This is a genomic window from Acinetobacter sp. IK31 (assembly GCF_035615195.1).
Taxonomy (GTDB): Bacteria; Pseudomonadota; Gammaproteobacteria; order Pseudomonadales; family Moraxellaceae; genus Acinetobacter; species Acinetobacter calcoaceticus_C.
This window is the reverse complement of the sequence record NZ_JANBOB010000016.1, coordinates 279,405-301,955: the sequence shown is the minus strand read 5'-3', so window position 1 is coordinate 301,955 and position 22,551 is coordinate 279,405. Positions and strand designations below refer to the sequence as shown.

The following is a 22,551-nucleotide window of genomic DNA, read 5'->3' as shown; positions in this document are numbered from 1 at the left end:
GCTCCTATTTCGACTGTGTATTAGCAGTAGAGGAAACAGGTGCTACTGAAGCTGAAGCGTTGTTTTCCGGATGTTCAGTATTTTCTACGGCGCCCATATAACGATAAGTTTTTGCTTTAATAGAATAATTAAGTACAGGAATATCTGACTTACTATCTTTGTCAGGTGCAGCTTCTACAACAAAATCATGCATGGTCACAATACGTGGTAGTGCCGCAATACTACTGACAAAAGCACCAAAAGCGTGATAATCGCCGGTTGCTTCCATCGTAATAGGCTGTTCAATAAAGATTTCTTGCTTCACTTCATCTTCTAAACGGATATTTTTAAACTTCAGGCCAGAATTTACCCCAGTTAAGTTAATATCTTCAACCAAGCTTGGAATCTCAGTTTCTTTTGGCAATTGCTCTAACTGCTGATTAAAGTTTGCTTGCATATCTTGAAGTTGAAGCTGATATTGCTGCAAGTTACGTAATTTTGAATCTTTTTCCCGAAACTCATTCAACAAATTACTTTCTTGTGCCTGTGCATTATCAATTGCTTGTAGCTTTGGCTGAATAACAACAAAATATCCCAAAGCCAACACAGCAAAGAAAATAAAAATCCAACAAGTAATTTTCACAGATAATGGCCAGCTACCATAACTGTTCATATCTAGTGTATTAAATTGCTGAAGAAATTTTTCTAAAGTGATCTTTTTTTTCTTAGATGGCGCTTGCTCTAACGACAACTCATGAAGTTCATCCGGACTCATTTAGCCGCCCCCTTATCCGTACTTACAGACGTATTGGCAGTATCATCTGTTGTGGTCACCCCCGCTTCGCCCAAATCAACAGTCACAACAAAACTACCATAGCTATCTTCCACTCTAGGAAGCAGCGAACTCGCAGTCTTATCTTTTTTCTCTTCAGTCGCCAAGAAAGAGTTCATAAAAGCGTTGCGATACCATGATGATGCTTCGAGATTACGTAATAACTCCGCAACCGTATTTGGACTTTCAGCTTTACCTTCAATAGTAAATTTATCTCCAGTTCGGCTAAATTTAGTCAAATACATCGCTGGAGGAGTTACGCGTACCAATTCATCTACCAAACGCACGACAACAGGACGCTGGCTTTGCAATCCCTGAATGAGTTTCATACGTTCGATAATGGCATCACGCTGTTCTTGCAGACCATTTAAGGTCTTAAGCTGTTGATCTAAACTCTGGTTTGTACTGGTAATGAGTTGATTAGCTTGTTCTTGATCATTTAATTTTTGATTCAAATAAAACCACCCAGAAAATACAGTGGTAATCCCTAAAACAACGACCCCAAAACATAAAATAATAAATTGTTTTTTACGCTGCTCCCTAAGCCCATCACGCCAAGGGAGTAAATTAATTGTTGCCATTAATCAAAACTCCTTAAAGCCAAGCCACATGCCACCATTAATGATGAAGCATCATTTTCCATTTTTTGAACGTCGACTTGAGGAGAAAAACCCATTTGTAAAAACGGATTGGCAATGGTCACACGGTAACCAAGTTTTTGCTGCAACAATTTGGCAAGCCCAGGAATATTGGCATTCCCACCCGCTAGTAAAATATGGTCAATTTCATTGAATTGTGATGAAGAGAAGAAAAATTGTAGAGATCTGGCTGCTTGCTGTACTACCGCATCTAAAAATGGCTCTAAGACTTCGATGTCATAATCATCTGGTAAAGAGCGCTCTTTTTTAGCTCGTCCCGCTTCTTCTAAAGACAAACCATAACGGCTTTGAATTTCCAAAGTAAGCTGTTTGCCACCAAAGACTTGTTCACGGGTATAAATGATTTTGCCATTTTGCATAACCGATAATGTCGTCATGGTATGACCGATATCTAAAATACCAATGGTATTTGCCCCCATTGGTAAGCTATCAGCAAATACACTAAAAGCACGCTCGACAGCATAACTTTCTACATCAGCAAGCTTAGGCGTTAAGTCCACCAGTTCCAGTACTTCTACTCGTGTTTCAACATTTTCTGTTCTTGTTGCAACTAAAAGTACATTCACGCGGTTTGGATTAGGCAGTCGGTCTGGTAAAACCTCAAAATCAAGGCTCACTTCATCCAAAGGGAACGGTATATATTGCTCCGCATCTAATCGAATCTGAACTTCTCGTTCATCATCATTCATATCTGCATCCATTTCGATGGTTTTATGAATAACCGTCGATGTTGGAACAGCTATTGCAGCGTTACTGGTTTGGGGATTTGCTAAATTCATCGCCCGTTCCAAAGCTTCCGCAACCGCTTCTGGATTCAAGATATTTTTTTCAACTACACTGTTCTCGGGTAAAGGCATCAAAGCATAGCTTTCCACCCAATATTTACCGTTCTTAACAGAGAGCTCTAACAACTTAACAGAAGTCGAACTAATATCGACACCTATTAACCCCTTATTCGGTTTACGATATAACCTGAGCACACTATTGTCCTATTATTTTTTTATCCCCAAAAAAATTACAAACCAATAATCTAGGTCTTTATTTTTACACGGATACAATATCTCATCTAACAATCCGCATGTCTAAAGGCTATACTGACCATAATTAGTTTGTATTCGATCTTATTAAAGCTTACTTATCATGAAAAAGCTATCCAGTTTGGGCTTCGTGCGTCCAATTTTTTTGATCATTATTATTATCTTAGTCTCACTTCCGATGGGCTTTTATGGCATGTATCTCTATATTGCCCCATCGCTTCCAGAAATGAGTTCACTAAAAAAAGCTCCGCTTTTAAAACCACTACAGGTCTACACATCAGATAATCAACTGATTGCTGAGTATGGTGGTAAGCTTTCTATTCCAGTTGAATACAAACAAATCCCTCCTGCTTTTATTCATGCATTTTTAGCAGCAGAAGACTCATCTTTCTTTGAACATAGCGGGATCAGTTTTAAGGGTTTAGGGCGTGCTTTAAGTGAAAGTGTGACGGGTTCTGATGTGCAAACTGGTGGCTCAACCATTACCATGCAGGTTGCAAAGAACTATTATTTGAGCCCAGAAAGAACTTTAAAACGTAAAATCACCGAGATCTTTTTAGCTCGAAAAATTGAGCAAAATTTATCAAAAGAAGAAATTCTCAGTCTCTATGTGAATAAAATCTTCTTAGGAAAAAATTCCTATGGTATCGCAGCAGCAGCCAAAATTTATTATAACAAAAGTATTAATGAGCTAAGCATTGCTCAAATGGCAATGATCGCAGGTCTGCCAAAAGCGCCTTCTAAATACAACCCTGTGGTTAATCCTGAGCGTGCACTTGAAAGACGTAACTGGATTTTAGGTCGTATGTTACAGTTAGGTTATATCTCTCAAGCAGAATATCAAAAAGCTGTAGCTGAACCGATCAACCTCAATATGCCCAATCGGGATTTAAATAATATTCATCCATATGCAGGTGAAATGGTTCGTTCAGAGCTCGTAAAGCATTTTGGCGAACAAGCAATTGATTCTGGCTATAAAGTCTATACAACCATCAATGCTAAACGCCAAGCGATTGCAGAGAAATCTGTGCAAGATGGTCTTGAAGCTTATGACCGTCGTCATGGCTGGCGTGGTGCAGAAGCACACGACAAACCATTAAGTGAATTTAGAGCATATGCCAACACCTATCCAGCACAAGTTACCAAGGTAAATAGCAGCTCTTTTGAAGCATTAATGCAAGATGGCACAACCATTACTGTACAGTGGTCAGGTATGTCATGGGCCCGTCCCTATCGCAATGCGAATAGTGTAGGTGGTGCTCCTTCCCGTGCATCTCAAATTGTTCAAGTTAAAGATATTGTTCGCTTACGTCCAAATGAAGCAAAAACCGCTTGGTCTTTAGTTCAGGTTCCAAAAGTTCAAGGTCAACTCATTGCAATCAATCCTAACGACGGCTCAATTGAAGCAATTGTAGGTGGTTATAACTTCTATCAATCGAAATTCAACCGTGCTTTGCAAGGCTGGCGCCAACCGGGTTCAACAATTAAACCTTTTGTCTATGCATTGGCACTAGAGCGCGGTATGACGCCGTATAGTATGGTTAATGATAGTCCTATCACGATTGGTAAGTGGACACCGAGAAACTCAGACGGTCGTTATTTAGGGATGATTCCATTACGCCGTGCTTTGTATTTATCTCGTAATACCGTATCTGTACGTCTTTTACAGACAGTCGGGATTGAACGTACCCGTCAGTTATTCATGGATTTTGGTTTACAAGAAGATCAAATTCCACGTAACTACACCATTGCCTTAGGTACTCCTCAAGTCTTGCCAATTCAAATGGCAACTGGATATTCAACTTTTGCCAATGGCGGCTATCGCATTCAACCGCACTTTATTCAACGTATTGAAGATGCATACGGTAAAGTGATTTATGAAGCTAAGCCAGAATACGCATGTATTCCATGTATTAACGCACCTGACACAACTGATGACGAGCAGAAAGCTACGACAACAGATGATGAAGTGATTGAAGTTACGAATAAAAATGTAGAACAGAAAGAAAAAGCCGCTAAGCAGCTTAATCTTAAACAGACTGATAAGGCGAACAGTGAATATCGCCAAGCTCAACGTATTTTAAAATCAAGTTCTGCCTATGACATGGCTAATATTTTAAGAGACGTTATTGAACACGGTACAGGCCGTGCCGCGCTTAAAATTGGTCGTAATGACTTAGGCGGTAAAACCGGTACAACTAACGATGCGAAAGACGCATGGTTTGCTGGTTTCAACGGCAAGTTAGTTACTGTAACGTGGGTTGGATTTGACCAACCGACGACACTAGGTCGTCGTGAGTATGGTGGTATTGCTGCATTACCGATCTGGATTAACTTTATGGGTCAAGCATTGCAAGGTACACCATCAGCTTGGGTTCGTCTTGACAAAGATGCTCAAGCGCCTATTGCACGTGACAAAAATCAAGCAGTAGTAGAAGTTAGCGATAAAAAAACTTATCGCGCGGCTCCACCATTGGCTCGTCCGCTATATCGTCCAGCACCACCGCAACCGAAGCTCAACAATAACAATGACTTTGCCGATTTACCTGGTGAAGAAATTGTTATTCCATCAAAAGCTGCGCCTCCTGCCATGAAACCTTCACAGGGAGCGGCACCGAAGCGTGAGAAAGATGAACTAGAAAATCTGATTAATCAGATTGAGTAACAAAAAAGAAGCCATCATATGATGGCTTCTTTTTTACGCTATTAAAAATGGTCTGTTAGCTAGCTTCTTTATGACGTTTCTGAAAGACATAAATTTGAAAAGATGCCGTTACTTCTAATTGCGTCTGCTGCTCTAACTGCAAACGGCGCTCAAGAGAAGCTTTATAAGCATAAGGTGTCATAGCAATCAGATTCTTTAAAGCCTGTTGATCAAGCACAAAAGGAGCATCAATAATTTGCTCTTGCTTTAGCTCAAACAAATCTTGCAACTGCTCTACAAACTTTTCTGGTGTGTGAGGATTAACTTGTTCAAATAAAGCTTCACGCATTGCATATAAATGTTCAGAGGCAGGCGTGACAACAATTAAATAGCCATCATCTTTTAAAACACGCGCAATTTCTGCTTGTGGAATTGGGCTAAACAAACTGGTACATGCATCCATGCTTTGATCAAGCACAGGTAAAGTCGCACCAGTTCCAACGACCCAAGTCACTTCAGCATTGAGCTTTGCTGCACGCTGCACCGCATTTTTTGCAATATCAACACCAACACATTGCTCAACCACTTGCTGCATGGCACTTGTGTAATAGCCTTCACCACACCCAATATCAAGTACAGTTTTTACATCGAGTTTTTTTAATAAAGCGACTACAGCATGTTGTAAGGGTTGGTAATAACCACCTTGTAAAAAAGCTCGTCTCGCATCGACTGACTCTGGCGTGTCTCCTGGGTTTTTACTATGTTTATGTTGCACAACATGTAAATTGACATAACCTTGTTTAGCCACATCATAACTATGCCCCAGCTCACATCGCCAAGTTTTTTCATTTAAATCCAGAGACTGACGACACACAGGACACATCAATACGCTCATGTTTTTCTCTCAATAAAAAAGCCGGCAATGCCGGCTCTAGTTAAAACCTTTCTTAACGCAATTTTAAAGTCATTAGACCTAAAACTACTAATATAATTGTAATAATCCAAAAACGAATCACAACTTGGGTTTCTTTCCAGCCCTGCTTTTCATAGTGATGATGCAACGGCGCCATTAAGAATACGCGTTTATTACGCATCCGCAGCGAACCAATTTGCAAGAAGACAGATACTGCTTCCATAACAAACACACCACCCATAATCGCAAATACGATTTCTTGGCGTACCATGACAGCAATTGTTCCAAGCATCGCACCTAAAGCTAAAGCACCAACATCACCCATAAAGATTTGGGCAGGGTGCGCGTTATACCAAAGAAATGCCAAACCTGCGCCAATCATGGCAGAGCAGATCACAACAAGCTCAGAGGTATATTTCACATATGGAATATGTAAATAGTTAGCAAAGCGAATGTCACCAGACAAGTAAGCAAATACACCTAAGCCCGTAGCCACCATTACAACAGGCATGATCGCCAAACCATCTAAACCATCAGTTAAGTTAACTGCGTTAGAAGCACCATTAATCACCAGATAGGTAAATACAATAAATGCCAAGCCTAAAGGAACAATTGAGAGTGGAATTGAAAGATTCTTAAAGAAAGGAATCAATAAATCCAGCATATTTGCAGTATGTTCTGCATTGGACTGTTGAGTTGCGATTAAATATAACGCAATACCAGCACCAAGGGATGCAACAGAAGTCCAGAAAAACTTCTTACGTGCAGGTAAACCTGCATTGTCTTTATAGCGAATTTTAATCCAGTCGTCTGCCCAACCTACAGCACCGAACACAACCATTACACCAAGCACAATCCAGACATAAGGGTTAGATAAATCAGCCCAGAGTAAAGTACTAATCCCAATTGAAAGCAGAATTAAAATCCCGCCCATCGTTGGTGTACCCATCTTTTTAGCATGATTCTCAGGAGCAAATGAACTTACTGCCTGACCGTATTTTAACGCTTGTAATTTACGAATCATGATCGGTCCGAGAACCAAACCAATGGTCAGTGAAGTTAATACACTGAGTAAAGAACGTAATGTTAAATAACGAACGACCTGAAACGAACTGTGATAGCCCGCAAGTTGTTCAAACAACCATAACAGCATTTAAAGTTTCTCCATCAAATCAGCCATCAACGTTTCCATATGAGTAAAGCGAGAACCTTTAAACAGGAAACTCATGGACTGCGGTTGATGTGTTTGGATTAGATTGATTAGAAATGGAAGCGCCTCAGCTTGTGTCTGAAATGCTTTCACTTTATTGGAATGAGAGTCTGCACCCTCGAGAGCGGCTGAAGCAAACTGCCCAACTGCAATAATATGATCTATAGGAAGCTCGGCCAGATCACGACCTAAATCGTGGTGTTCTTGCCAGCTGCTATCTCCCAACTCACCAATATCACCCATAACCATCACTTTTATGCCTTGTTGCTGTAACAATACTTGTGCAGCAGCACGCATAGAATTCGGATTGGCGTTGTAAGTATCATCAATAAATAAGTAAGGAGATTTTTGAATAAAGTTAAGACGACCTTTAGCACCCTGAGCTTGCTCTAAGCCTTGAACAATATCTTCAAGTCCAATGCCAAGCGCAAAAGCAAAAGCTACAGCTGCGGTCGCATTTTGCACATTATGCTCACCGGCAAAAGGAAGCTTAACTGCACTGCTGCCTTGCGGTGTATGTAGCGTAAAATTTGTTGATTGAGGCAATAATTCCATATCTGTTGCATAAATATCGCCCCCTACGCCAAATGTAGAAATGCGATGTGCTTTTGCAGCCTCATGAATCTCAGCAGTAAAGTCATCTTGTTGTGGAACGATTGCAACGCCATTTGGTAAAATATGACGATAAATTTCTGATTTAGCGCGGCAAATACCTTCACGGCCACCAAATTCACCCAAATGGGCTGTCCCAATATTTAAAATGCCGGCAACATGCGGCTGAACCAACTTAGAAGTATAGTCAATTTCACCCTTATGACTTGCACCGAGTTCCATTACAGCAAATTGATGTTCTTTTCTGAGTTCAAGCAACATCATGGGTACACCGAGGTCATTATTTAAATTACCACGAGTGATTAATGTCGGAGCTAAGCGCGATAAGATACTTCCCAACATTTCTTTAGTTGTGGTTTTACCACTACTACCCGTTAAAGCAATTACTTTTAATTGTGAATTTTGCTCACGACGATAAGCTCCAAGTTGCCCCAGAGCCAAGCGAGTGTCGGCAACAACTAGTTGGGCAATATCTACATCTAGAGGGCGTTCAACAATTGCGATTTGACAACCATTCGTTGCAACCTGAGCTACAAAGTCGTGCGCATCAAAACGTTCACCCTTAAGTGCTAAAAAAACATCCCCAGTTTCCGCATGACGTGAGTCCGTCAAAATACGTTTAATGTCAGTTTGAGGGATCTGGTCTTTATGCCAGTAGCCCTGTGTTGCCTGTTGTAATTGCTGAGCTGTCCACGGTTCCAAAGGCACGGTACTGGTGGTTGAAGTATGCATAAAATGTCCTATTGTGCAGGGTAAGCAGCGTCTACAGTATGGTGTTGTGCAGCAATTGCAGATTGTACTTCGACAACATCATCAAACCAGTGGCGCACACCATTAATTTCTTGATAGTTTTCATGACCTTTACCAGCAATAACAACAATATCACCAGCCTGAGCTTGCTGTGCAACAAACTTAATTGCTTCACGGCGATCATGAATTTCCTGCATGCGATGTCCTGAAAAATCGATTCCTTGCTTCATATCAGCAAAAATTTGTTCAGGATCTTCGGTTCTTGGGTTATCCGAAGTCAAAATAATCGGATTTGCGCAGTCTAAAGCGGCTTGAGTCATCAGTGGACGTTTACCACGGTCACGATCCCCACCACATCCGAATACAGCCCAAAGTTGATTAGATACATGACGTTTTAGAGTTTTAAGTACCTGAATCAAAGCATCTGGCGTATGCGCATAATCCACAACAAATAAACGTTCACCATCACGAATGACCTGCATCCGTCCCGGCGCACCAATCAATTGAGGGACAAAAGCAACCAATGCTTCTAAATCAAAACCTGCTTGCTCAGCAGCAATAAGTGCTGCAATCAAGTTTTCGACATTGAAATGTCCCAATAATGGACTTTGAACAGCAAAAGAACCTTGCTGGCTGACTAAATTAAAAGTCGCCCCTGCCAAACTGTAACTTAGGTCACTAATATAATAATCTGCTGTATTCTGAGTAAGCGAATACGTCAGAATCTTTGGCTGAGCAGGATTTTGTTTTGCTGCATTGATCATTAGAGCAGCATATTCATCATCCAGATTAATAACAGCTACTTTCAAAGAATTAAAACGGAATAAAAGAGCCTTAGCTTCAGCATAAGCCTCTAAAGTGCCATGATAATCCAGATGATCACGGCTCAAATTGCTATAAACGGCAATTTCAATAGCACAACCATTTAAACGGCCCTGCTCTAAACCATGTGAGCTTGCTTCCAAAGATGCAAAAGTTGCACCTTGTTTAGCATAGTCATGTAACGCATTTTGTAGCTGTAAAGCATCAAGTGTGGTATGCGTTGATGGCGTTAAGTCAGGCAAAATACCATTACCTGTTGTGCCCATCACAGCACAGTGCTGTTGTTGTGAACTAATTAATTCAGCAACTAGACGTGAAATCGTCGTTTTACCGTTTGTGCCTGTTACTGCAACAATACGTGCTGGTGTAACAGGATCTATATGTTGCAAATAACGCTCTTGCCATTCACCCATGCGCTGACGTACATCAGGACATACCCACTCATTTTCTACACCTAATTCAGTCTCACTAATGATAGCAAGTGCACCATTAGCAAGGGCCGACTCAGCAAATATACGCGTTTTTTCAGGTTGACTATAACTGGTCAAAGCAATAAAGATTTGGCCTGACTCAACCTTACGGCTGTCCAAACTAAAGCCATGGAAAGACTGCTTAGACCACTGTGCATCAATCTCGACTGGATTAATTTCTTGAAAAGAAACAGACATGGCTTACCTGCGAATAGGGTTTACTGAAGTATCAAGGGGTTTATCAAGCGGCACATTCATTAAACGCAATGACTCTTGCATAATACGTGCAAAAACAGGAGCAGCCACCAAACCACCGTAATAACGGCCTTGTGGGTTTTCAACAACCACAATAACAGCTAAACGCGGGTCACTAATTGGTGCTACACCTGCAAATAAAGCACGGTATTCATTATTTGAATAACCTTTACGGTCTGCACGAAGTTTATGCGCCGTACCAGTTTTACCACCCACGCGATAACCCGGAATATTAGCTTGTTTTGCAGTACCACCAGGCATAGTCACCTGCTCTAGCATGAGCAAAACCTGATCGGCAATTTTTGGAGCAAGAACTTGCTCACCTTTAGGTGCCTGATCTAACTTATGTAGGCTTAAAGGCATTTTCTCGCCATGATTTGCAAGCATTGCATAGCCTTGCGCCAACTGGAGAATAGTCGCATTTAGACCATAACCATAAGCCATGGTTCCAATTTGAGAAGAGTTTAATTTACTTACCGGAAGCACTAAACCTGAGCTTTCCCCTGGAAATTTCACAGCCGAACGTTTACCAAAACCAGTACGATTAAAAAAGCTTGGCAGTGTTTCTTTTGGAAGTGACAATGCAATTTTTGCAGAACCTACGTTTGAAGACTTAATAATTACGCCACTTACAGTTAAAGCACCATAATTGTGGGTATCACGAATTGTATGCCAACCTAAACGCATTGAACCTGGAGAAGTATTGACAATGGTATTTGGCGTATATTGTCCAGTTTCCAATGCAGCAGAAACCGTAAATGGCTTCATGGTTGAACCCGGTTCGAACATATCAATCGCACCGCGGTTACGCATGGCATCTTTATTAGATAAACCGTTTTTGTCATTTGGGTTATATGACGGCCAACTGGTCATTGCCAGAATTTCACCAGTCTTAACATCTACAGCAATTGCGGTTGCCGAACGAGCATTATTTGCAACACCAGCAGCTGTTAATTCACGATACATAATGTACTGCAAACGTGAGTCAATACTTAAAGTGATGTTTTCGCCCGGTTCACCCTCGCGAATAACCTCTGAAACTTTTAAACGGTTCCCACGCTTATCACGAATAATTTTTTGTTCACCATCAACACCCGATAGCTGCTTATTCAGCTGCATTTCTAAGCCTTCAATACCTTGACCTTCACTGTTCGTTAAACCAATAATCTGGGCATTTGGCTGCGGCTGAGGGTAATAACGCTTATAGGTTTTCTCGGCATAGACCCCTTGGAAGTTACCCTTCGTAATGAGGTCTGCCTGTTGCGGTGGGATCTCTTTTTTCAAAACAAGATAACGAGAACGTGGTCGTGCATTCATCTGTTTTTTAAGATCGGCACGATCTAAACCAACCACATCCGCCAACTCATCAAGATTCAAGTTTTTATCTGGTAATTGTCTTTTTAATTTACGATTATTCGGATCTTTCTTTAATTCCGCTGTAATTTGGTCATATAAATGCTTAGTATCGAAATAATCACGTGGATCCATTACGATTTTCATGATCGGTGTACTAATTGCCAAAGGTACCCCATGGCGATCACTAATCACGCCACGCATCGCTTCCACACGCTCAGTACGCAAAATATTGGCATTGGCCTTGTTTTGTAAAAAATCCTTATTAATTATTTGTACATAAAATGCACGCGCAATTAATACAACAAAACAGAGTAGCACTACTGCCCAGAGCAGATAAAACCGCCACATATCAAAGGCAAGAGTTGGTTTTTCCGAAATAGACTGCTGTTTTTTCCGTGTTTGTTTTGTTCGCTTATCTACCATACAGCAAGGCCTTACTTATTTTGCTCTGAGGTCATTGGTAAAGAAATTACCACCGTTTCTGCAGCCGGTGGAGAAAACATCCGTAGCTGAGTTACAGCACGCGTACCAATCTGTGCCGTTGCACCAAAGGTTTGTTGCTCAATGAGCAAACGCCCCCATTCAGCATTGAGATCATCACGTTCACGCATATAAGAGCTAAGCTCTCTATAATCATGACGATATTCAAATACTTGAAATACCACCATCATGGCACTTATAAAAACAAGCGCCACCAATACTGTATACACAACAACTTTTTTCACCACGTTATTTTCTGTGGTTGCGATTTCATCACTGCTTTTCATTACGCGCCTTTTTCTTCCAAGCGTTCAGCAACCCGAAGCCATGCACTACGTGAACGAGGGTTCGCTTTTACTTCTTCTTCACTCGCACGAACCCGTGAAATTTTCTTTAATCTTCTTGTATCTACCCGCTGCTCAGGCATTCCCCAACCGAAATCTTCTGCTAACGTAGATTCTTTTTGAATAAACTGCTTGATCAGTCGGTCTTCAAGAGAATGGAAACTAATAACAGCCAAACGTCCTTCCGGTTTTAGTAAGTCTACAGCTTGCGGCAAAAACACTTCAATATCTTCTAGCTCTTTATTAATAGCAATGCGAATGGCCTGAAATGCACGTGTCGCTGGATGCTTATGTTTTTCCCATTTTGGATGAGCGGTTTTAACAACTTCCGCCAATTGAGCGGTCGTTTCTAGTTTTCCAGCGAGTTTAATGGCTTTAGCAATACGTCGACTATAACGCTCTTCACCATATTGATAAATAATATTTGCTAATTGTTCTTCTTCAATTTTAAGCAACCACTCAGCCGCAGTTAAACCCTTAGAATTATCCATTCGCATGTCCAATGGACCATCTTGCATGAAACTAAAACCACGCTCTGCCTGATCAAGTTGAGGAGATGACACCCCTAAGTCAGCCATAATTCCATCAACACTCACCACTCCAATTTCCTGCATCTTCTCTTTGATATCAGCAAAACTGGCATGAATGATGGTAAATCTTGAATCTTCTTGTGCCAAAGCAGCAGCGACTTCCAATGCTTGAGGGTCTTTATCAAATGCGTATACTCGTGCATTTTCATCAAGTTTAGAAAGCAATAAACGGGTATGCCCACCTCGTCCAAAGGTTGCATCGATATACACCCCAGTTGTGCGATCTGCCAATAAGCTCTCAATGGTCTCGGAAAGTAAGACAGAAATATGCGACATAGGTGTTAAATCATAGCGTGAAAATGTAACTGCACATTATCACCTTGTTTATGGGCAACGCCAAACGGCTTTTTGTAGGAAAATATTAATTTTTCATAGATAAAACCGTTTTGTTAGCACTTTTTAAGCAAAAAAAGAAAGCAAGCTCACTTTTTTAAGTTTGCTGGCTTTCTTTATGAATATTTAACTTCTAAGTTTTCTTTTTGGAATATTGTTTTTAGATCATTTTATTTACTGCTTGCCATCATAAATTTGATCAAAGACAGCTCCATTAGCAAAGTGAGTTTTCTGAGCTTTCGCCCAACCACCGAACACATCATTAATGGTAAATAATTTAATTTTTGGAAATTGGGCTGCATATTTTGCTGCCACTTGCGCATTGCGCGGTCGGAAATAATGTTTAGCCGCCAACTCTTGCCCTAACGGTGAATATAAAAAGTTCAAATAGCCTTTTGCTAAAGTTCGGTTGCCATCTTTATCTACGGTTTTATCTACAATTGCGACTGATGGCTCTGCCAAAATTGAAACTGAAGGGTAAACGATTTCATATTTATCTTTATCAGGTCCTTTAGTCGCCAATAAAGCTTCGTTTTCCCATGATAATAAAACATCACCAATGCCACGTTCGGCAAATGTTGTTAGCGAACCGCGTGCTCCTGAATCAAGTACTTTTACATTGTGATAAAGTTTTTTAACTAACTCACGAGCTTTGGCATCATTTCCGCCCGGTTGTTTTAAGGCATAACCCCATGCCGATAAATAAATCCAACGAGGAGCTCCCCCTGTTTTAGGATTGGGTGTAATAATCTCGACGCCCGGTTTGGTTAAATCATTCCAGTCACGTATATTTTTGGGATTACCTTTCCGCACTAGGAACACAACAGTAGACGTATAAGGCGCAGAATTATTTGGAAATTCTTTTTGCCAATTTGGCTGAATAAAACCAGCTTTCACAATCTCATCAATATCATTAGCTAACGCTAACGTTACAACATCGGCTTCTAGACCCGTGGCTACTGCCCGAGCTTGTTTACCAGAGCCGCCATGTGACTGTTTAAACTCAACATCCTGCCCTGTGCGCTGTTTCCAGAACTTACCGAAAGCCTGATTATATTCTTGATAAAATTCTCGGGTCGGATCATAAGAAACGTTTAAAAAAGAAGTAGCAGCCTGAGCTGCTGTTACCGCCATTCCTAAGTACACAGCTACAGCCATTATTAATATTTTTTTCATTTACAAAATCCATCATTGGTTTTAGTTTTACTATATTTTTAATTTTATAATTTACAATCAATTACTTATATTAATATATTTTTTATTAATCTCTTTAAAATATATAGATAAGGATGTCTAAGTTATTTCATTTTTGAAATTTTTTGTAATTATTCTTACAACATAATGAGGGCCTTCACTTTATCTACACATTAATTTGTTAAATAATAAAGCGCAAAGGATACATATGGCCTACATTTGGGCCGACTAGATTTAAATATAGATAATTTTTGTAAAAAGTGTGACACAGTTCCACTTTTTTATTAAGATTTATGTTTAAATCGTAGCATTACCGTAATTTTACATTTCGTTAAACTCAAAAAATAGATGAAATGTAATGAACAGAGGGGATGATTAATAATGAAAATTCATTATGGAAAAGCGTTAAGCTTAAGTTTGGTGCTGAGTTTGGCATCACAGTTTTCTGCAGCAGCGGCACTTAAAGATACTCCAAATAAAATTGGGGCAGATAAGCAGACTTCACTTATTGAAAAAGCTTTAGATCAGCAAAAACGTAATCCTATCGTGTTACCTTCTACAAATGATGAGCTTAAAGTACTCAATTCAATTCGGGTTACCCCAACTCAAAACTTTCTTGCGGCTCAACACGAACGTTTTTCACGTTTTGTTCAGGCAATCTTCCAGCCGCATGCATCTTAAATTCTGAAACACCCCTCACCGTTTCAGCTTTAGCCCAGTCTGATGTTAAATAAAACGTCAGAATACTGGGCTTTTTCGTTATAATAGTTTCAATTTTTATTTTGACCCATTAGCTATGAAAGTTCGTACTCGTATTGCACCTTCCCCTACAGGTTTTCCTCATGTCGGCACCGCCTACATCGCCTTATTTAATATGTGTTTTGCGAAACAACATGGCGGAGAATTTATTTTAAGGATTGAAGATACAGATCAGCTTCGCTCTACTCCTGAGTCTGAAAAAATGATTTTGGATTCATTGCGTTGGTTAGGTCTAAATTGGTCGGAAGGTCCAGATGTGGGTGGTCCTCATGCACCGTATCGCCAATCTGAACGTATGGGAATTTATAAGCAATACGCATTAGAACTTGTTGAAAAAGGTCATGCTTTTTATTGTTTCGCTACAGCAGAAGAACTAGACCAGATGCGTGCTGAACAACAAGCACGTGGTGAAACACCAAAATATGATGGTCGTGGGTTAAAACTTTCTCAAGAAGAAGTGACACGTCGCTTAGAATCGGGTGAACCTCATGTCATCCGTATGAAAGTACCTGAAGAAGGTATTTGTAAATTTAATGACTTATTACGCGGGGAAGTTGAAATTCCTTGGGCTCAAGTCGACATGCAAGTTCTTCTTAAAAATGATGGATTACCAACTTATCATTTGGCCAATGTTGTCGATGACCATTTAATGGAAGTCACTCATGTATTACGCGGTGAAGAATGGCTTCCATCTGCACCAAAACATCAGTTGCTTTACCAATATTTTGGTTGGGAAATGCCAACACTCTGCCATATGCCATTGTTACGTAATCCAGATAAATCAAAATTATCTAAACGTAAGAATCCGACATCAATCAACTACTACCGTGATATCGGTGTATTACCAGAAGCCTTGTTAAACTATTTAGGCCGTATGGGTTGGTCAATGCCGGACGAAAAAGAAGTGTTCACACTACAAGACATGATGGATAACTTTGATATTCAACGTGTTTCACTTGGCGGTCCGATTTTTGATGTTGAAAAATTAAACTGGCTTAACGGTCAATGGATCAAAGGTTTAACTCCCGGCCAATTGTTAGACCGTTTACTCACATGGAAGAGTGATCGAAGCACTTTAGAAGATATTGCGGCTGCCATTCAACCGCGTATTAACTTACTTTCAGAAGCTGTAAATTGGGCTGGTTTCTATTTTAATCATATGCCACAAATTACCGCGGAAATGTTTGAAAGTAAAAAATTAACTCAAGAGCAAGTTCGCCAAAGTTTACAATTTGCAATTTGGCGTCTTGAAGGCCAGTTCACTTGGAATAATGACACTGTTAGCCAAACCCTAATGGATCTTGCGAACCAGATGGACATTAAATTACGTGATTTTATGCCAGCATTCTTTATCGCAATTGCGGGTTCAACCAGCTCAACACCAGTAATGCAGTCGATGGTCACTCTTGGACCTGATTTAACTTTCGCTCGTTTACGACGCGCTTTAGAAATTGTGGGTGGACCAAGCAAAAAAGAAGTTAAAAATTGGGAAAAACTCAATGAGAGCTTAAAATTGCCGAAAAATGAAGCAACTAGCGAAGCTTAATTCATTTTTTTGTTGACGTGTGAGCGCATTCACCCTAGTATTGCGCTCACACAAACTGGGGTCATAGCTCAGTTGGTAGAGCGCTACAATGGCATTGTAGAGGTCAGCGGTTCGATCCCGCTTGACTCCACCACGCTCCTTTGTGTTTGCCTCATCAAGTCCCTATCGTCTAGAGGCCTAGGACATCGCCCTTTCACGGCGGTAACCGGGGTTCGAATCCCCGTAGGGACGCCAAATTCTGCTTTAAAAATTATTAAAAGACTCTATCGTCACCTTACTGTTTATTCTTTATCTCTTTCTAGATTGCACATTTGTCTATTTTATCTAAAATAGCGTCTTTCTTAATTCTCTCAATGTGTAATATGCAGCCATCTGACAATCAACTAGATGCTCATCAGCATCAGAACAGTACTGCACCTTTAAAAAGAGCCATGAGTACTCGCCATCTTGTTATGCTATCACTAGGCGGGGCAATCGGAACTGGTTTATTTTTAGGTTCAGGGGAAGTCATTTCACAAACTGGGGCTATTGGCGCAATTATTGCCTACATTCTTGGTGGCGCGATCGCTTACATGGTCATGCTCTGCCTAGGAGAACTTGCCGTACACATGCCTGTTTCAGGCTCTTTCGGTGCCTACGCCAAAAAATATATTAGTCCTAGTACAGGCTACATGATTTCTTGGATGTACTGGTTGACATGGACTGCAACGCTTGGAACTGAATTTACAGCTGCGGCATTACTCATGCAGGAATGGTTCCCTCATATTTCAATGTGGATCTGGACAATTGTTTTTGCAATCACTATTTTTGGTTTAAATATTAGTTCAACTCGCATTTTTGCTGAGTCTGAATTTTGGCTAGCGCTTATTAAAGTTATTACCGTTATTGCTTTTATTGTGCTGGGCCTATTAGCAATTTTTGGTTTAATTCCTTTTGATGGTAGCCAAACTGCACCGCTATTTAGCAATCTTACAGCTCAAGGCTGGTTCCCACATGGTTTAATTCCTATTTTTACCACCATGCTAATTGTTAACTTTGCTTTCTCAGGCACTGAATTAATTGGTGTTGCAGCAGGTGAAACCAAAGATCCCGCTCAAAATGTACCCAAAGCAATTAATGCTGCAATTTGGCGTCTTCTTATTTTCTTTGTAGGGACCATTATTGTTATTAGTGCTTTACTTCCTTTCCAGCTTGCGGGCTTAGGTAGTGAAGGCGTTAGTAGCAGTCCATTCGTTACAGTATTTAATTATATTGGTATTCCATATGCGGATGACATTATTAGGTTTGTAATTATTACAGCTCTGCTTTCGGCAGCAAACTCAGGACTTTACGCCGCTTCACGTATGATGTGGTCACTGTCGGAACAAAAATTACTACCTAGCGTATTTGCTACACTCTCAAAAAGTGGAACACCTATTGTTGCCCTAGTTGTAACAATGTTTGGAGCAATTCCAGGCTTGTTATCAGAGCAATTTGCACCAGAGACTATTTTTAAAAATCTGCTTGGCGTTGCAGCATTTACTATGGTTATTGTCTGGATGAGCATTTGTTTAAGTCAATTTAATTTCCGTCGCCAATGGTACAAATCTGGCCATACAGTTAAAGACTTACAATATGCTGCTCCATTATTTCCTATCGTCCCGATTTTAGGTTTTATTTTCTGCTTTATTACCTGTTTAAGTATGGCAGCAGACCCTGAAATGCGTGCTGGTTTCGTAGGCTGCCTTATTTTTACAGCTTTATGTTATGTCAGCTATTTTATTTTTTACCGCAATAAAGTCTAAACCACTCTTATTCAATGAAAGTGTAGCAAAAAGCTACACTTTTTTTTGTCTACACACTAGTTTTATATAACATACCGTTGTAGATTAAAATTTATATTAAAAACAATTGCTTGTATAGAATGAAAATTATATTTATCCATGGGATGAATCAACAGAATTACACATCACACCGCTTAAAAGAGCATTGGTTAAGAGTGTTTAAACTCGGCCTAAAACAGATGCCTTGTAAAGTTAATGTACGCGATCTTCATATTCATATGCCATTTTATGGCGATTTGATGAATAAATATCAATTAAGTAATCAATTAGATCTTACAACCTTGTTACCTAAAACATTTTTAAATAATTATTTACCTATTCATTTACATGAGAATAATCCCCCAACCAAAGAACACACTCCATTTATTCCTTTATTGTCGCCATCAGCGGATCAAGCTGAAAAAAGCTTTTCAGAACGACTCTATCTCACCTCTCAGCTAGTAAAGGATCGAGTACTTAAAGAATTGGTTGTTCTTTTAAACAACTTTCCAAAATTGCATGAGAGTTTGATACAGCAGTTTCTGATTGAAACTTATATGTACTTATCTAATCCTGAATTTATGCAAGAAGTAAATCAACGAATTTTAAAGAAAATACGAGAAGAGGAAGATTATATTGTCGTTGCGCACTCCCTCGGTTCAGTCATTGCTTATCGGCTACTTTCAGACCCTTCTTATCAATTTTCAGTTAAACGATTTATAACTTTAGCATCCCCTTTATCTTTTCGCGTCATTCAAAGTAAGCTCCCGAGTCCAATTGTCAGACCACCCCATATTGACGGTGAATGGTTTAATTTCTACTCTCAAGATGATTTTTTGACTGCATTTCCATTATGCGAACCACCATTTAACTTTGATCCACCTATTATTAATCAGAAAATTTTTACCTTTGCCAACCAGCCACATGAGATTTTAGGATATTTACAACACCCCTCTGTTATAAAGGCAATTATTGAACCTTTTCAGAAAAATGATGTCTAAATGTATATATTTTCTACAATTTGGGTTATTTTTAATCGCTTGATCGCTTTTTTTAATATTTCTTCAGAAAACTATTTGACAGTTTTATTAAATCGACCTAATATACGCCCACCTCTGAAACGTCCCTATCGTCTAGAGGCCTAGGACATCGCCCTTTCACGGCGGTAACCGGGGTTCGAATCCCCGTAGGGACGCCAGTAATTTTTTCAGATGTAATGCCTCACATATGTCCCTATCGTCTAGAGGCCTAGGACATCGCCCTTTCACGGCGGTAACCGGGGTTCGAATCCCCGTAGGGACGCCAAATTCTAAAAAGCCACTGCATAATGTCAGTGGCTTTTTTTCTTGCCTAAAAAATGAAAAGCCAATCAATGACTAGCTTTTTCTATGCTCTGTTAGCTCGCAATTCCCACTTGCACTTCAAGGCGACCCGACTGTACTCGTAGTCCTCTAATTTCAAATTGATCTACCAATTGCTGGACCAGCTCTCGGCTTTCTCTCAAAATATTCAAACCCGGTAAAATACTGAAATCAGTCAAACTCAGAAGCTTTTCAACCATCCATGAACGGTTATTAATAAAGTCAATAAATCCTGCTTGCTCTAGGTCAATAAACCACATACGGTGACCATCGCGCTGGATACCAGGAATATCGCCAATCAAATGATTAATAAGTGATGGAATCGGTAACATATTCACGACTTCAAAACCAACTCGACCAATACGGCGCACAGCCCAATTTGATAATGTTCCTCCATGCCGAATCTGGACATCGAGACTTTCATCCATTTGACGTAGGCGCAAAAACTTTTCCTGCCCAATACGACATTCCAATACCTTAAAATCTAAACTTAAACGATACATGAAGCGATGGTAATGCCCATCGATCTCGACTTGAAAACTGTCATTACCACACTTGATTTTAATATCATCAATTTCAGAGCGGTCTATGCGCTTACGAATTTGATTGTTTAATAGCATTTCCGGTAAATACAGCGTTAAGGTGCTCTTCCCCAAAAATGTACGTGCCATGATCAACGCGACTTGACGTGCAGTTTCACTGGTTTCAGACACCATATCTCGTACAGTGCCTGCCGCCAGATTTGTCATTCCGACAACTCCACGTCTGGTGTGAGTGGTCACTTGGTCGAGCGCATCTAATGCAGCATCCGCGACCCCTGCAATATTACGTGTCGTATCACTAGCGAACCCGACCGCATCTTGGGCATGTTGCAATGTCTTATGCAGTAATCGACGAGATAATGACTGTTTTGCGGTATCTGGGGTGACTACAACTGATGCTGTCGTTGTAGGCTTCGACTCATTGTCATCTTGTTGACCCAAGTCCCTATCTCCTTTTTATATTTATTCCACGTCCTATTTACGAGTATTTAAGCTCATTTATAGTGCTAATTACACTTCATTTTTCTGTAGATTAGCACGCTCTACACTATTATTTTAATTTTTATGTGTACGTATAAATCATCTGCTTTTTCTATTTCATTGTTTATTCAAAATTAATTGTTTGCTCATTCAAAGTACTTCATCGATATCTTACAAATTTTTTTCTTTTTCGACATTTCCGTTAGAATAGATTCAAACTGAATGTGGAGTTCCTATGCAATACCGTTGCCCTCAATGTCAAAGTGTTAAAATTATGCCTGTAAGCCAAGGAATAAACAGCGTAAAACCAGCAGTTCCTAAAAGCCTTGTTATCTTAATTCCTGCAATTTTCATACTTTTACTCTTGGTTGTTATTAGCATTTTTATGTGGATTTTTGGCAATGGTGCAGGCAGCTCTCTTCAAATTGCAACAGTCGTTGTTTTTGTTGTGGCTGTAGGGGCAGGTTTTATGTTCTGGCGTGATTTGCCAGACTTTAAACTGTCTATGCAAGCATTTATGCAGTCACAAAAACATTGGAAATGCCGTGACTGCAATAATGAGTGGGAAATCTAATGTATTATTCACATCAGTTTAATGCTGATGTGAATGTTTTTCCTCAGCATGTTCATGTGGAGCATGCTGGGCAGTGTGTTGACAATTAATTTCTGCATCATCTTCAATTTGCAAAGTAACCTCAGCAATCCCATGTTCGTGAGAAAGCATTTCAACTGCATCTTGATACAACTTGGTACGGTCCGCTTGAGGCGCAAATAAGTGCACCGTTAAATGAATATTTTTAGACGTAATTGCCCATACTTTAAGTTGGTGAATGCTCTCCACACCTTTTAAAGAAAGCAGATCTGTACGCAACTTCTCAATATCCACTTCTTCTGGTACCCCTTCGAGCAAAATATTAATGCTCTGTTTAAGCAAAATCCATGTACGCGGTAACACCCAAAAACCAATGAGTACAGCAATAAGCGTGTCAATCCAATACCAGTTGGTGAAGTAGATAACAATTGCACCAATAATAACGCCAACCGAACCTAGTGCATCGCTTAGAACTTCTAAATAGGCACCTTTAACATTTAAGCTAGAGTTGGCATTCGACATTAGAATTTTCATTGAGATGAGATTAATCATCAAACCAATGGTCGCCACAATGAGCATACCCACGCTCTGAATCTCAGGTGGTTTAGAAAAGCGGATATAGGCCTCATATAAAATATAAACCGCCACCACAAAAAGCATGAGCGCATTAAATAAAGCAGCCAGAATTTCAAAGCGCTGATAGCCAAAAGTACGTTTATTATCGGCTGGACGTTTTGAAATTTGAATGGCAACTAAAGCAATTGCCAAAGCAGCTGCATCTGTAAACATATGCGCAGCGTCAGAGAGCAATGCCAAACTTTGTGTGATTAAGCCTGCAATGACCTCAACAATTAAAAACGTTGTAGTAAGAGCTAAAGCAATCGTTAGTTTCTTAGCGTTACCTTCAGTCACTACGGCATGACTATGATCGTGTTGTCCACCCATGTTGCGGACTCCTTATTATTTATCTTTATGGTGAGGTAAAAGTA

At 40.0% G+C, this 22,551-nt stretch carries 19 protein-coding genes and 4 tRNA genes; 10 read left to right on the top strand and 13 right to left on the bottom strand.

The genetic code is table 11. The features are described 5' to 3' along the window. Positions 1 to 4: 4 nt before the first annotated feature. Genes MSG66_RS10075 through MSG66_RS10065 form a run of 3 tightly spaced genes read right to left on the bottom strand, consistent with a single transcriptional unit; the run spans position 5 to position 2,450 of the window. Positions 5 to 754 (bottom strand): type 4a pilus biogenesis protein PilO, encoded by a 750-nt coding sequence (locus MSG66_RS10075; protein WP_324653983.1) that lies wholly within the window; start codon positions 752 to 754, stop codon positions 5 to 7. Further along, positions 751 to 1,392 (bottom strand): PilN domain-containing protein, encoded by a 642-nt coding sequence (locus tag MSG66_RS10070; protein ID WP_324653981.1) that lies wholly within the window; start codon positions 1,390 to 1,392, stop codon positions 751 to 753. Before MSG66_RS10070 ends, MSG66_RS10075 begins: the two co-directional genes overlap by 4 nt. Beyond that, positions 1,392 to 2,450: a pilus assembly protein PilM gene (locus tag MSG66_RS10065; protein ID WP_133971487.1), complete on the bottom strand. Its 1,059-nt coding sequence runs from the start codon at positions 2,448 to 2,450 to the stop codon at positions 1,392 to 1,394. The genes MSG66_RS10070 and MSG66_RS10065 overlap by 1 nt, the downstream gene beginning before the upstream one ends. A 160-nt stretch (positions 2,451 to 2,610) precedes the next feature. Here MSG66_RS10065 and ponA point away from each other — a divergent pair, with 160 nt between their 5' ends. Next, entirely contained in the window at positions 2,611 to 5,172 is a 2,562-nt protein-coding gene (gene ponA / locus MSG66_RS10060) for a penicillin-binding protein PBP1a (protein ID WP_324653979.1), read from the top strand. A 55-nt stretch (positions 5,173 to 5,227) separates the two neighbouring features. On the opposite strand, the gene MSG66_RS10055 is transcribed toward ponA, so the two are convergent. From MSG66_RS10055 to MSG66_RS10020, 8 genes are all read right to left on the bottom strand, one after another. Then, entirely contained in the window at positions 5,228 to 6,046 is an 819-nt protein-coding gene (locus tag MSG66_RS10055; RefSeq protein ID WP_324653978.1) for a putative RNA methyltransferase, read from the bottom strand. A 52-nt stretch (positions 6,047 to 6,098) separates the two neighbouring features. After that, a complete protein-coding gene (mraY, locus tag MSG66_RS10050; protein ID WP_003653822.1) occupies positions 6,099 to 7,217 on the bottom strand; it encodes a phospho-N-acetylmuramoyl-pentapeptide-transferase in 1,119 nt (372 codons plus the stop codon). Next, positions 7,218 to 8,618, bottom strand: a complete 1,401-nt coding sequence (locus MSG66_RS10045) for a UDP-N-acetylmuramoyl-tripeptide--D-alanyl-D-alanine ligase (protein WP_324653975.1) — start codon at positions 8,616 to 8,618, stop codon at positions 7,218 to 7,220. It lies immediately after the preceding gene. Positions 8,619 to 8,626: 8 nt separating this feature from the next. Further along, positions 8,627 to 10,126, bottom strand: a complete 1,500-nt coding sequence (locus tag MSG66_RS10040; RefSeq protein WP_324653973.1) for a UDP-N-acetylmuramoyl-L-alanyl-D-glutamate--2,6-diaminopimelate ligase — start codon at positions 10,124 to 10,126, stop codon at positions 8,627 to 8,629. A 3-nt stretch (positions 10,127 to 10,129) separates the two neighbouring features. Continuing rightward, complete coding sequence (gene ftsI / locus MSG66_RS10035) at positions 10,130 to 11,962, bottom strand: penicillin-binding protein PBP3 (RefSeq protein ID WP_133971477.1); 1,833 nt, start codon at positions 11,960 to 11,962, stop codon at positions 10,130 to 10,132. A gap of 11 nt (positions 11,963 to 11,973) precedes the next feature. Then, complete coding sequence (gene ftsL / locus MSG66_RS10030) at positions 11,974 to 12,306, bottom strand: cell division protein FtsL (RefSeq protein WP_003653828.1); 333 nt, start codon at positions 12,304 to 12,306, stop codon at positions 11,974 to 11,976. Next, positions 12,306 to 13,229, bottom strand: a complete 924-nt coding sequence (gene rsmH / locus MSG66_RS10025; protein ID WP_133971475.1) for a 16S rRNA (cytosine(1402)-N(4))-methyltransferase RsmH — start codon at positions 13,227 to 13,229, stop codon at positions 12,306 to 12,308. The genes ftsL and rsmH overlap by 1 nt, the downstream gene beginning before the upstream one ends. A 231-nt stretch (positions 13,230 to 13,460) precedes the next feature. Continuing rightward, complete coding sequence (locus tag MSG66_RS10020) at positions 13,461 to 14,462, bottom strand: sulfate ABC transporter substrate-binding protein (RefSeq protein WP_324653969.1); 1,002 nt, start codon at positions 14,460 to 14,462, stop codon at positions 13,461 to 13,463. A 399-nt stretch (positions 14,463 to 14,861) separates the two neighbouring features. Between MSG66_RS10020 and MSG66_RS10015 the strand changes: the two genes are divergently transcribed. From MSG66_RS10015 to MSG66_RS09980, 8 genes are all read left to right on the top strand, one after another. Further along, positions 14,862 to 15,161, top strand: a complete 300-nt coding sequence (locus MSG66_RS10015; protein ID WP_202743363.1) for a DUF4179 domain-containing protein — start codon at positions 14,862 to 14,864, stop codon at positions 15,159 to 15,161. Between the two features lie 115 nt (positions 15,162 to 15,276). Further along, positions 15,277 to 16,785 carry a glutamate--tRNA ligase gene (gene gltX / locus MSG66_RS10010; protein ID WP_324653967.1) on the top strand — a complete coding sequence of 503 codons (1,509 nt, stop codon included), beginning with the start codon at positions 15,277 to 15,279 and terminating at the stop codon, positions 16,783 to 16,785. A 57-nt stretch (positions 16,786 to 16,842) separates the two neighbouring features. After that, positions 16,843 to 16,918 (top strand) — tRNA-Ala (locus tag MSG66_RS10005). A gap of 25 nt (positions 16,919 to 16,943) precedes the next feature. Further along, a tRNA-Glu gene (locus tag MSG66_RS10000) sits at positions 16,944 to 17,019 on the top strand. Positions 17,020 to 17,147: 128 nt separating this feature from the next. Beyond that, complete coding sequence (locus tag MSG66_RS09995) at positions 17,148 to 18,569, top strand: amino acid permease (RefSeq protein WP_324653965.1); 1,422 nt, start codon at positions 17,148 to 17,150, stop codon at positions 18,567 to 18,569. 119 nt (positions 18,570 to 18,688) lie between these two features. Then, positions 18,689 to 19,588 (top strand): hypothetical protein, encoded by a 900-nt coding sequence (locus tag MSG66_RS09990; RefSeq protein WP_324653963.1) that lies wholly within the window; start codon positions 18,689 to 18,691, stop codon positions 19,586 to 19,588. 121 nt (positions 19,589 to 19,709) lie between these two features. Beyond that, positions 19,710 to 19,785: transfer RNA gene (locus MSG66_RS09985), tRNA-Glu, on the top strand. A 31-nt stretch (positions 19,786 to 19,816) separates the two neighbouring features. Further along, positions 19,817 to 19,892: transfer RNA gene (locus MSG66_RS09980), tRNA-Glu, on the top strand. Between the two features lie 91 nt (positions 19,893 to 19,983). Here MSG66_RS09980 and MSG66_RS09975 read toward each other — a convergent pair. Then, complete coding sequence (locus MSG66_RS09975) at positions 19,984 to 20,931, bottom strand: hypothetical protein (RefSeq protein WP_202743367.1); 948 nt, start codon at positions 20,929 to 20,931, stop codon at positions 19,984 to 19,986. A gap of 274 nt (positions 20,932 to 21,205) precedes the next feature. Here MSG66_RS09975 and MSG66_RS09970 point away from each other — a divergent pair, with 274 nt between their 5' ends. Beyond that, the gene (locus MSG66_RS09970) at positions 21,206 to 21,544 is read left to right on the top strand and encodes a hypothetical protein (protein ID WP_133971465.1); all 339 of its coding nucleotides are present in this window, start codon (positions 21,206 to 21,208) and stop codon (positions 21,542 to 21,544) included. A gap of 18 nt (positions 21,545 to 21,562) precedes the next feature. Here MSG66_RS09970 and MSG66_RS09965 read toward each other — a convergent pair whose 3' ends face one another. Then, positions 21,563 to 22,507 (bottom strand): cation diffusion facilitator family transporter, encoded by a 945-nt coding sequence (locus MSG66_RS09965; protein ID WP_262473369.1) that lies wholly within the window; start codon positions 22,505 to 22,507, stop codon positions 21,563 to 21,565. Between the last annotated feature and the right edge of the window lie 44 nt (positions 22,508 to 22,551).

What these genes read in the sequence shown, in the direction of transcription:
- MSG66_RS10075 (WP_324653983.1), bottom strand. Translation starts at nt 754, where the DNA reads ATGAGTCCGGATGAACTTCATGAGTTGTCGTTAGAGCAAGCGCCATCT.
- MSG66_RS10070 (WP_324653981.1), bottom strand. Translation starts at nt 1,392, where the DNA reads ATGGCAACAATTAATTTACTCCCTTGGCGTGATGGGCTTAGGGAGCAG.
- ponA (WP_324653979.1), top strand. Translation starts at nt 2,611, where the DNA reads ATGAAAAAGCTATCCAGTTTGGGCTTCGTGCGTCCAATTTTTTTGATC.
- MSG66_RS10055 (WP_324653978.1), bottom strand. Translation starts at nt 6,046, where the DNA reads ATGAGCGTATTGATGTGTCCTGTGTGTCGTCAGTCTCTGGATTTAAAT.
- mraY (WP_003653822.1), bottom strand. Translation starts at nt 7,217, where the DNA reads ATGCTGTTATGGTTGTTTGAACAACTTGCGGGCTATCACAGTTCGTTT.
- MSG66_RS10045 (WP_324653975.1), bottom strand. Translation starts at nt 8,618, where the DNA reads ATGCATACTTCAACCACCAGTACCGTGCCTTTGGAACCGTGGACAGCT.
- MSG66_RS10040 (WP_324653973.1), bottom strand. Translation starts at nt 10,126, where the DNA reads ATGTCTGTTTCTTTTCAAGAAATTAATCCAGTCGAGATTGATGCACAG.
- ftsI (WP_133971477.1), bottom strand. Translation starts at nt 11,962, where the DNA reads ATGGTAGATAAGCGAACAAAACAAACACGGAAAAAACAGCAGTCTATT.
- ftsL (WP_003653828.1), bottom strand. Translation starts at nt 12,306, where the DNA reads ATGAAAAGCAGTGATGAAATCGCAACCACAGAAAATAACGTGGTGAAA.
- rsmH (WP_133971475.1), bottom strand. Translation starts at nt 13,229, where the DNA reads ATGTCGCATATTTCTGTCTTACTTTCCGAGACCATTGAGAGCTTATTG.
- MSG66_RS10020 (WP_324653969.1), bottom strand. Translation starts at nt 14,462, where the DNA reads ATGAAAAAAATATTAATAATGGCTGTAGCTGTGTACTTAGGAATGGCG.
- MSG66_RS10015 (WP_202743363.1), top strand. Translation starts at nt 14,862, where the DNA reads ATGAAAATTCATTATGGAAAAGCGTTAAGCTTAAGTTTGGTGCTGAGT.
- gltX (WP_324653967.1), top strand. Translation starts at nt 15,277, where the DNA reads ATGAAAGTTCGTACTCGTATTGCACCTTCCCCTACAGGTTTTCCTCAT.
- MSG66_RS09995 (WP_324653965.1), top strand. Translation starts at nt 17,148, where the DNA reads ATGCAGCCATCTGACAATCAACTAGATGCTCATCAGCATCAGAACAGT.
- MSG66_RS09990 (WP_324653963.1), top strand. Translation starts at nt 18,689, where the DNA reads ATGAAAATTATATTTATCCATGGGATGAATCAACAGAATTACACATCA.
- MSG66_RS09970 (WP_133971465.1), top strand. Translation starts at nt 21,206, where the DNA reads ATGCAATACCGTTGCCCTCAATGTCAAAGTGTTAAAATTATGCCTGTA.
- MSG66_RS09965 (WP_262473369.1), bottom strand. Translation starts at nt 22,507, where the DNA reads ATGGGTGGACAACACGATCATAGTCATGCCGTAGTGACTGAAGGTAAC.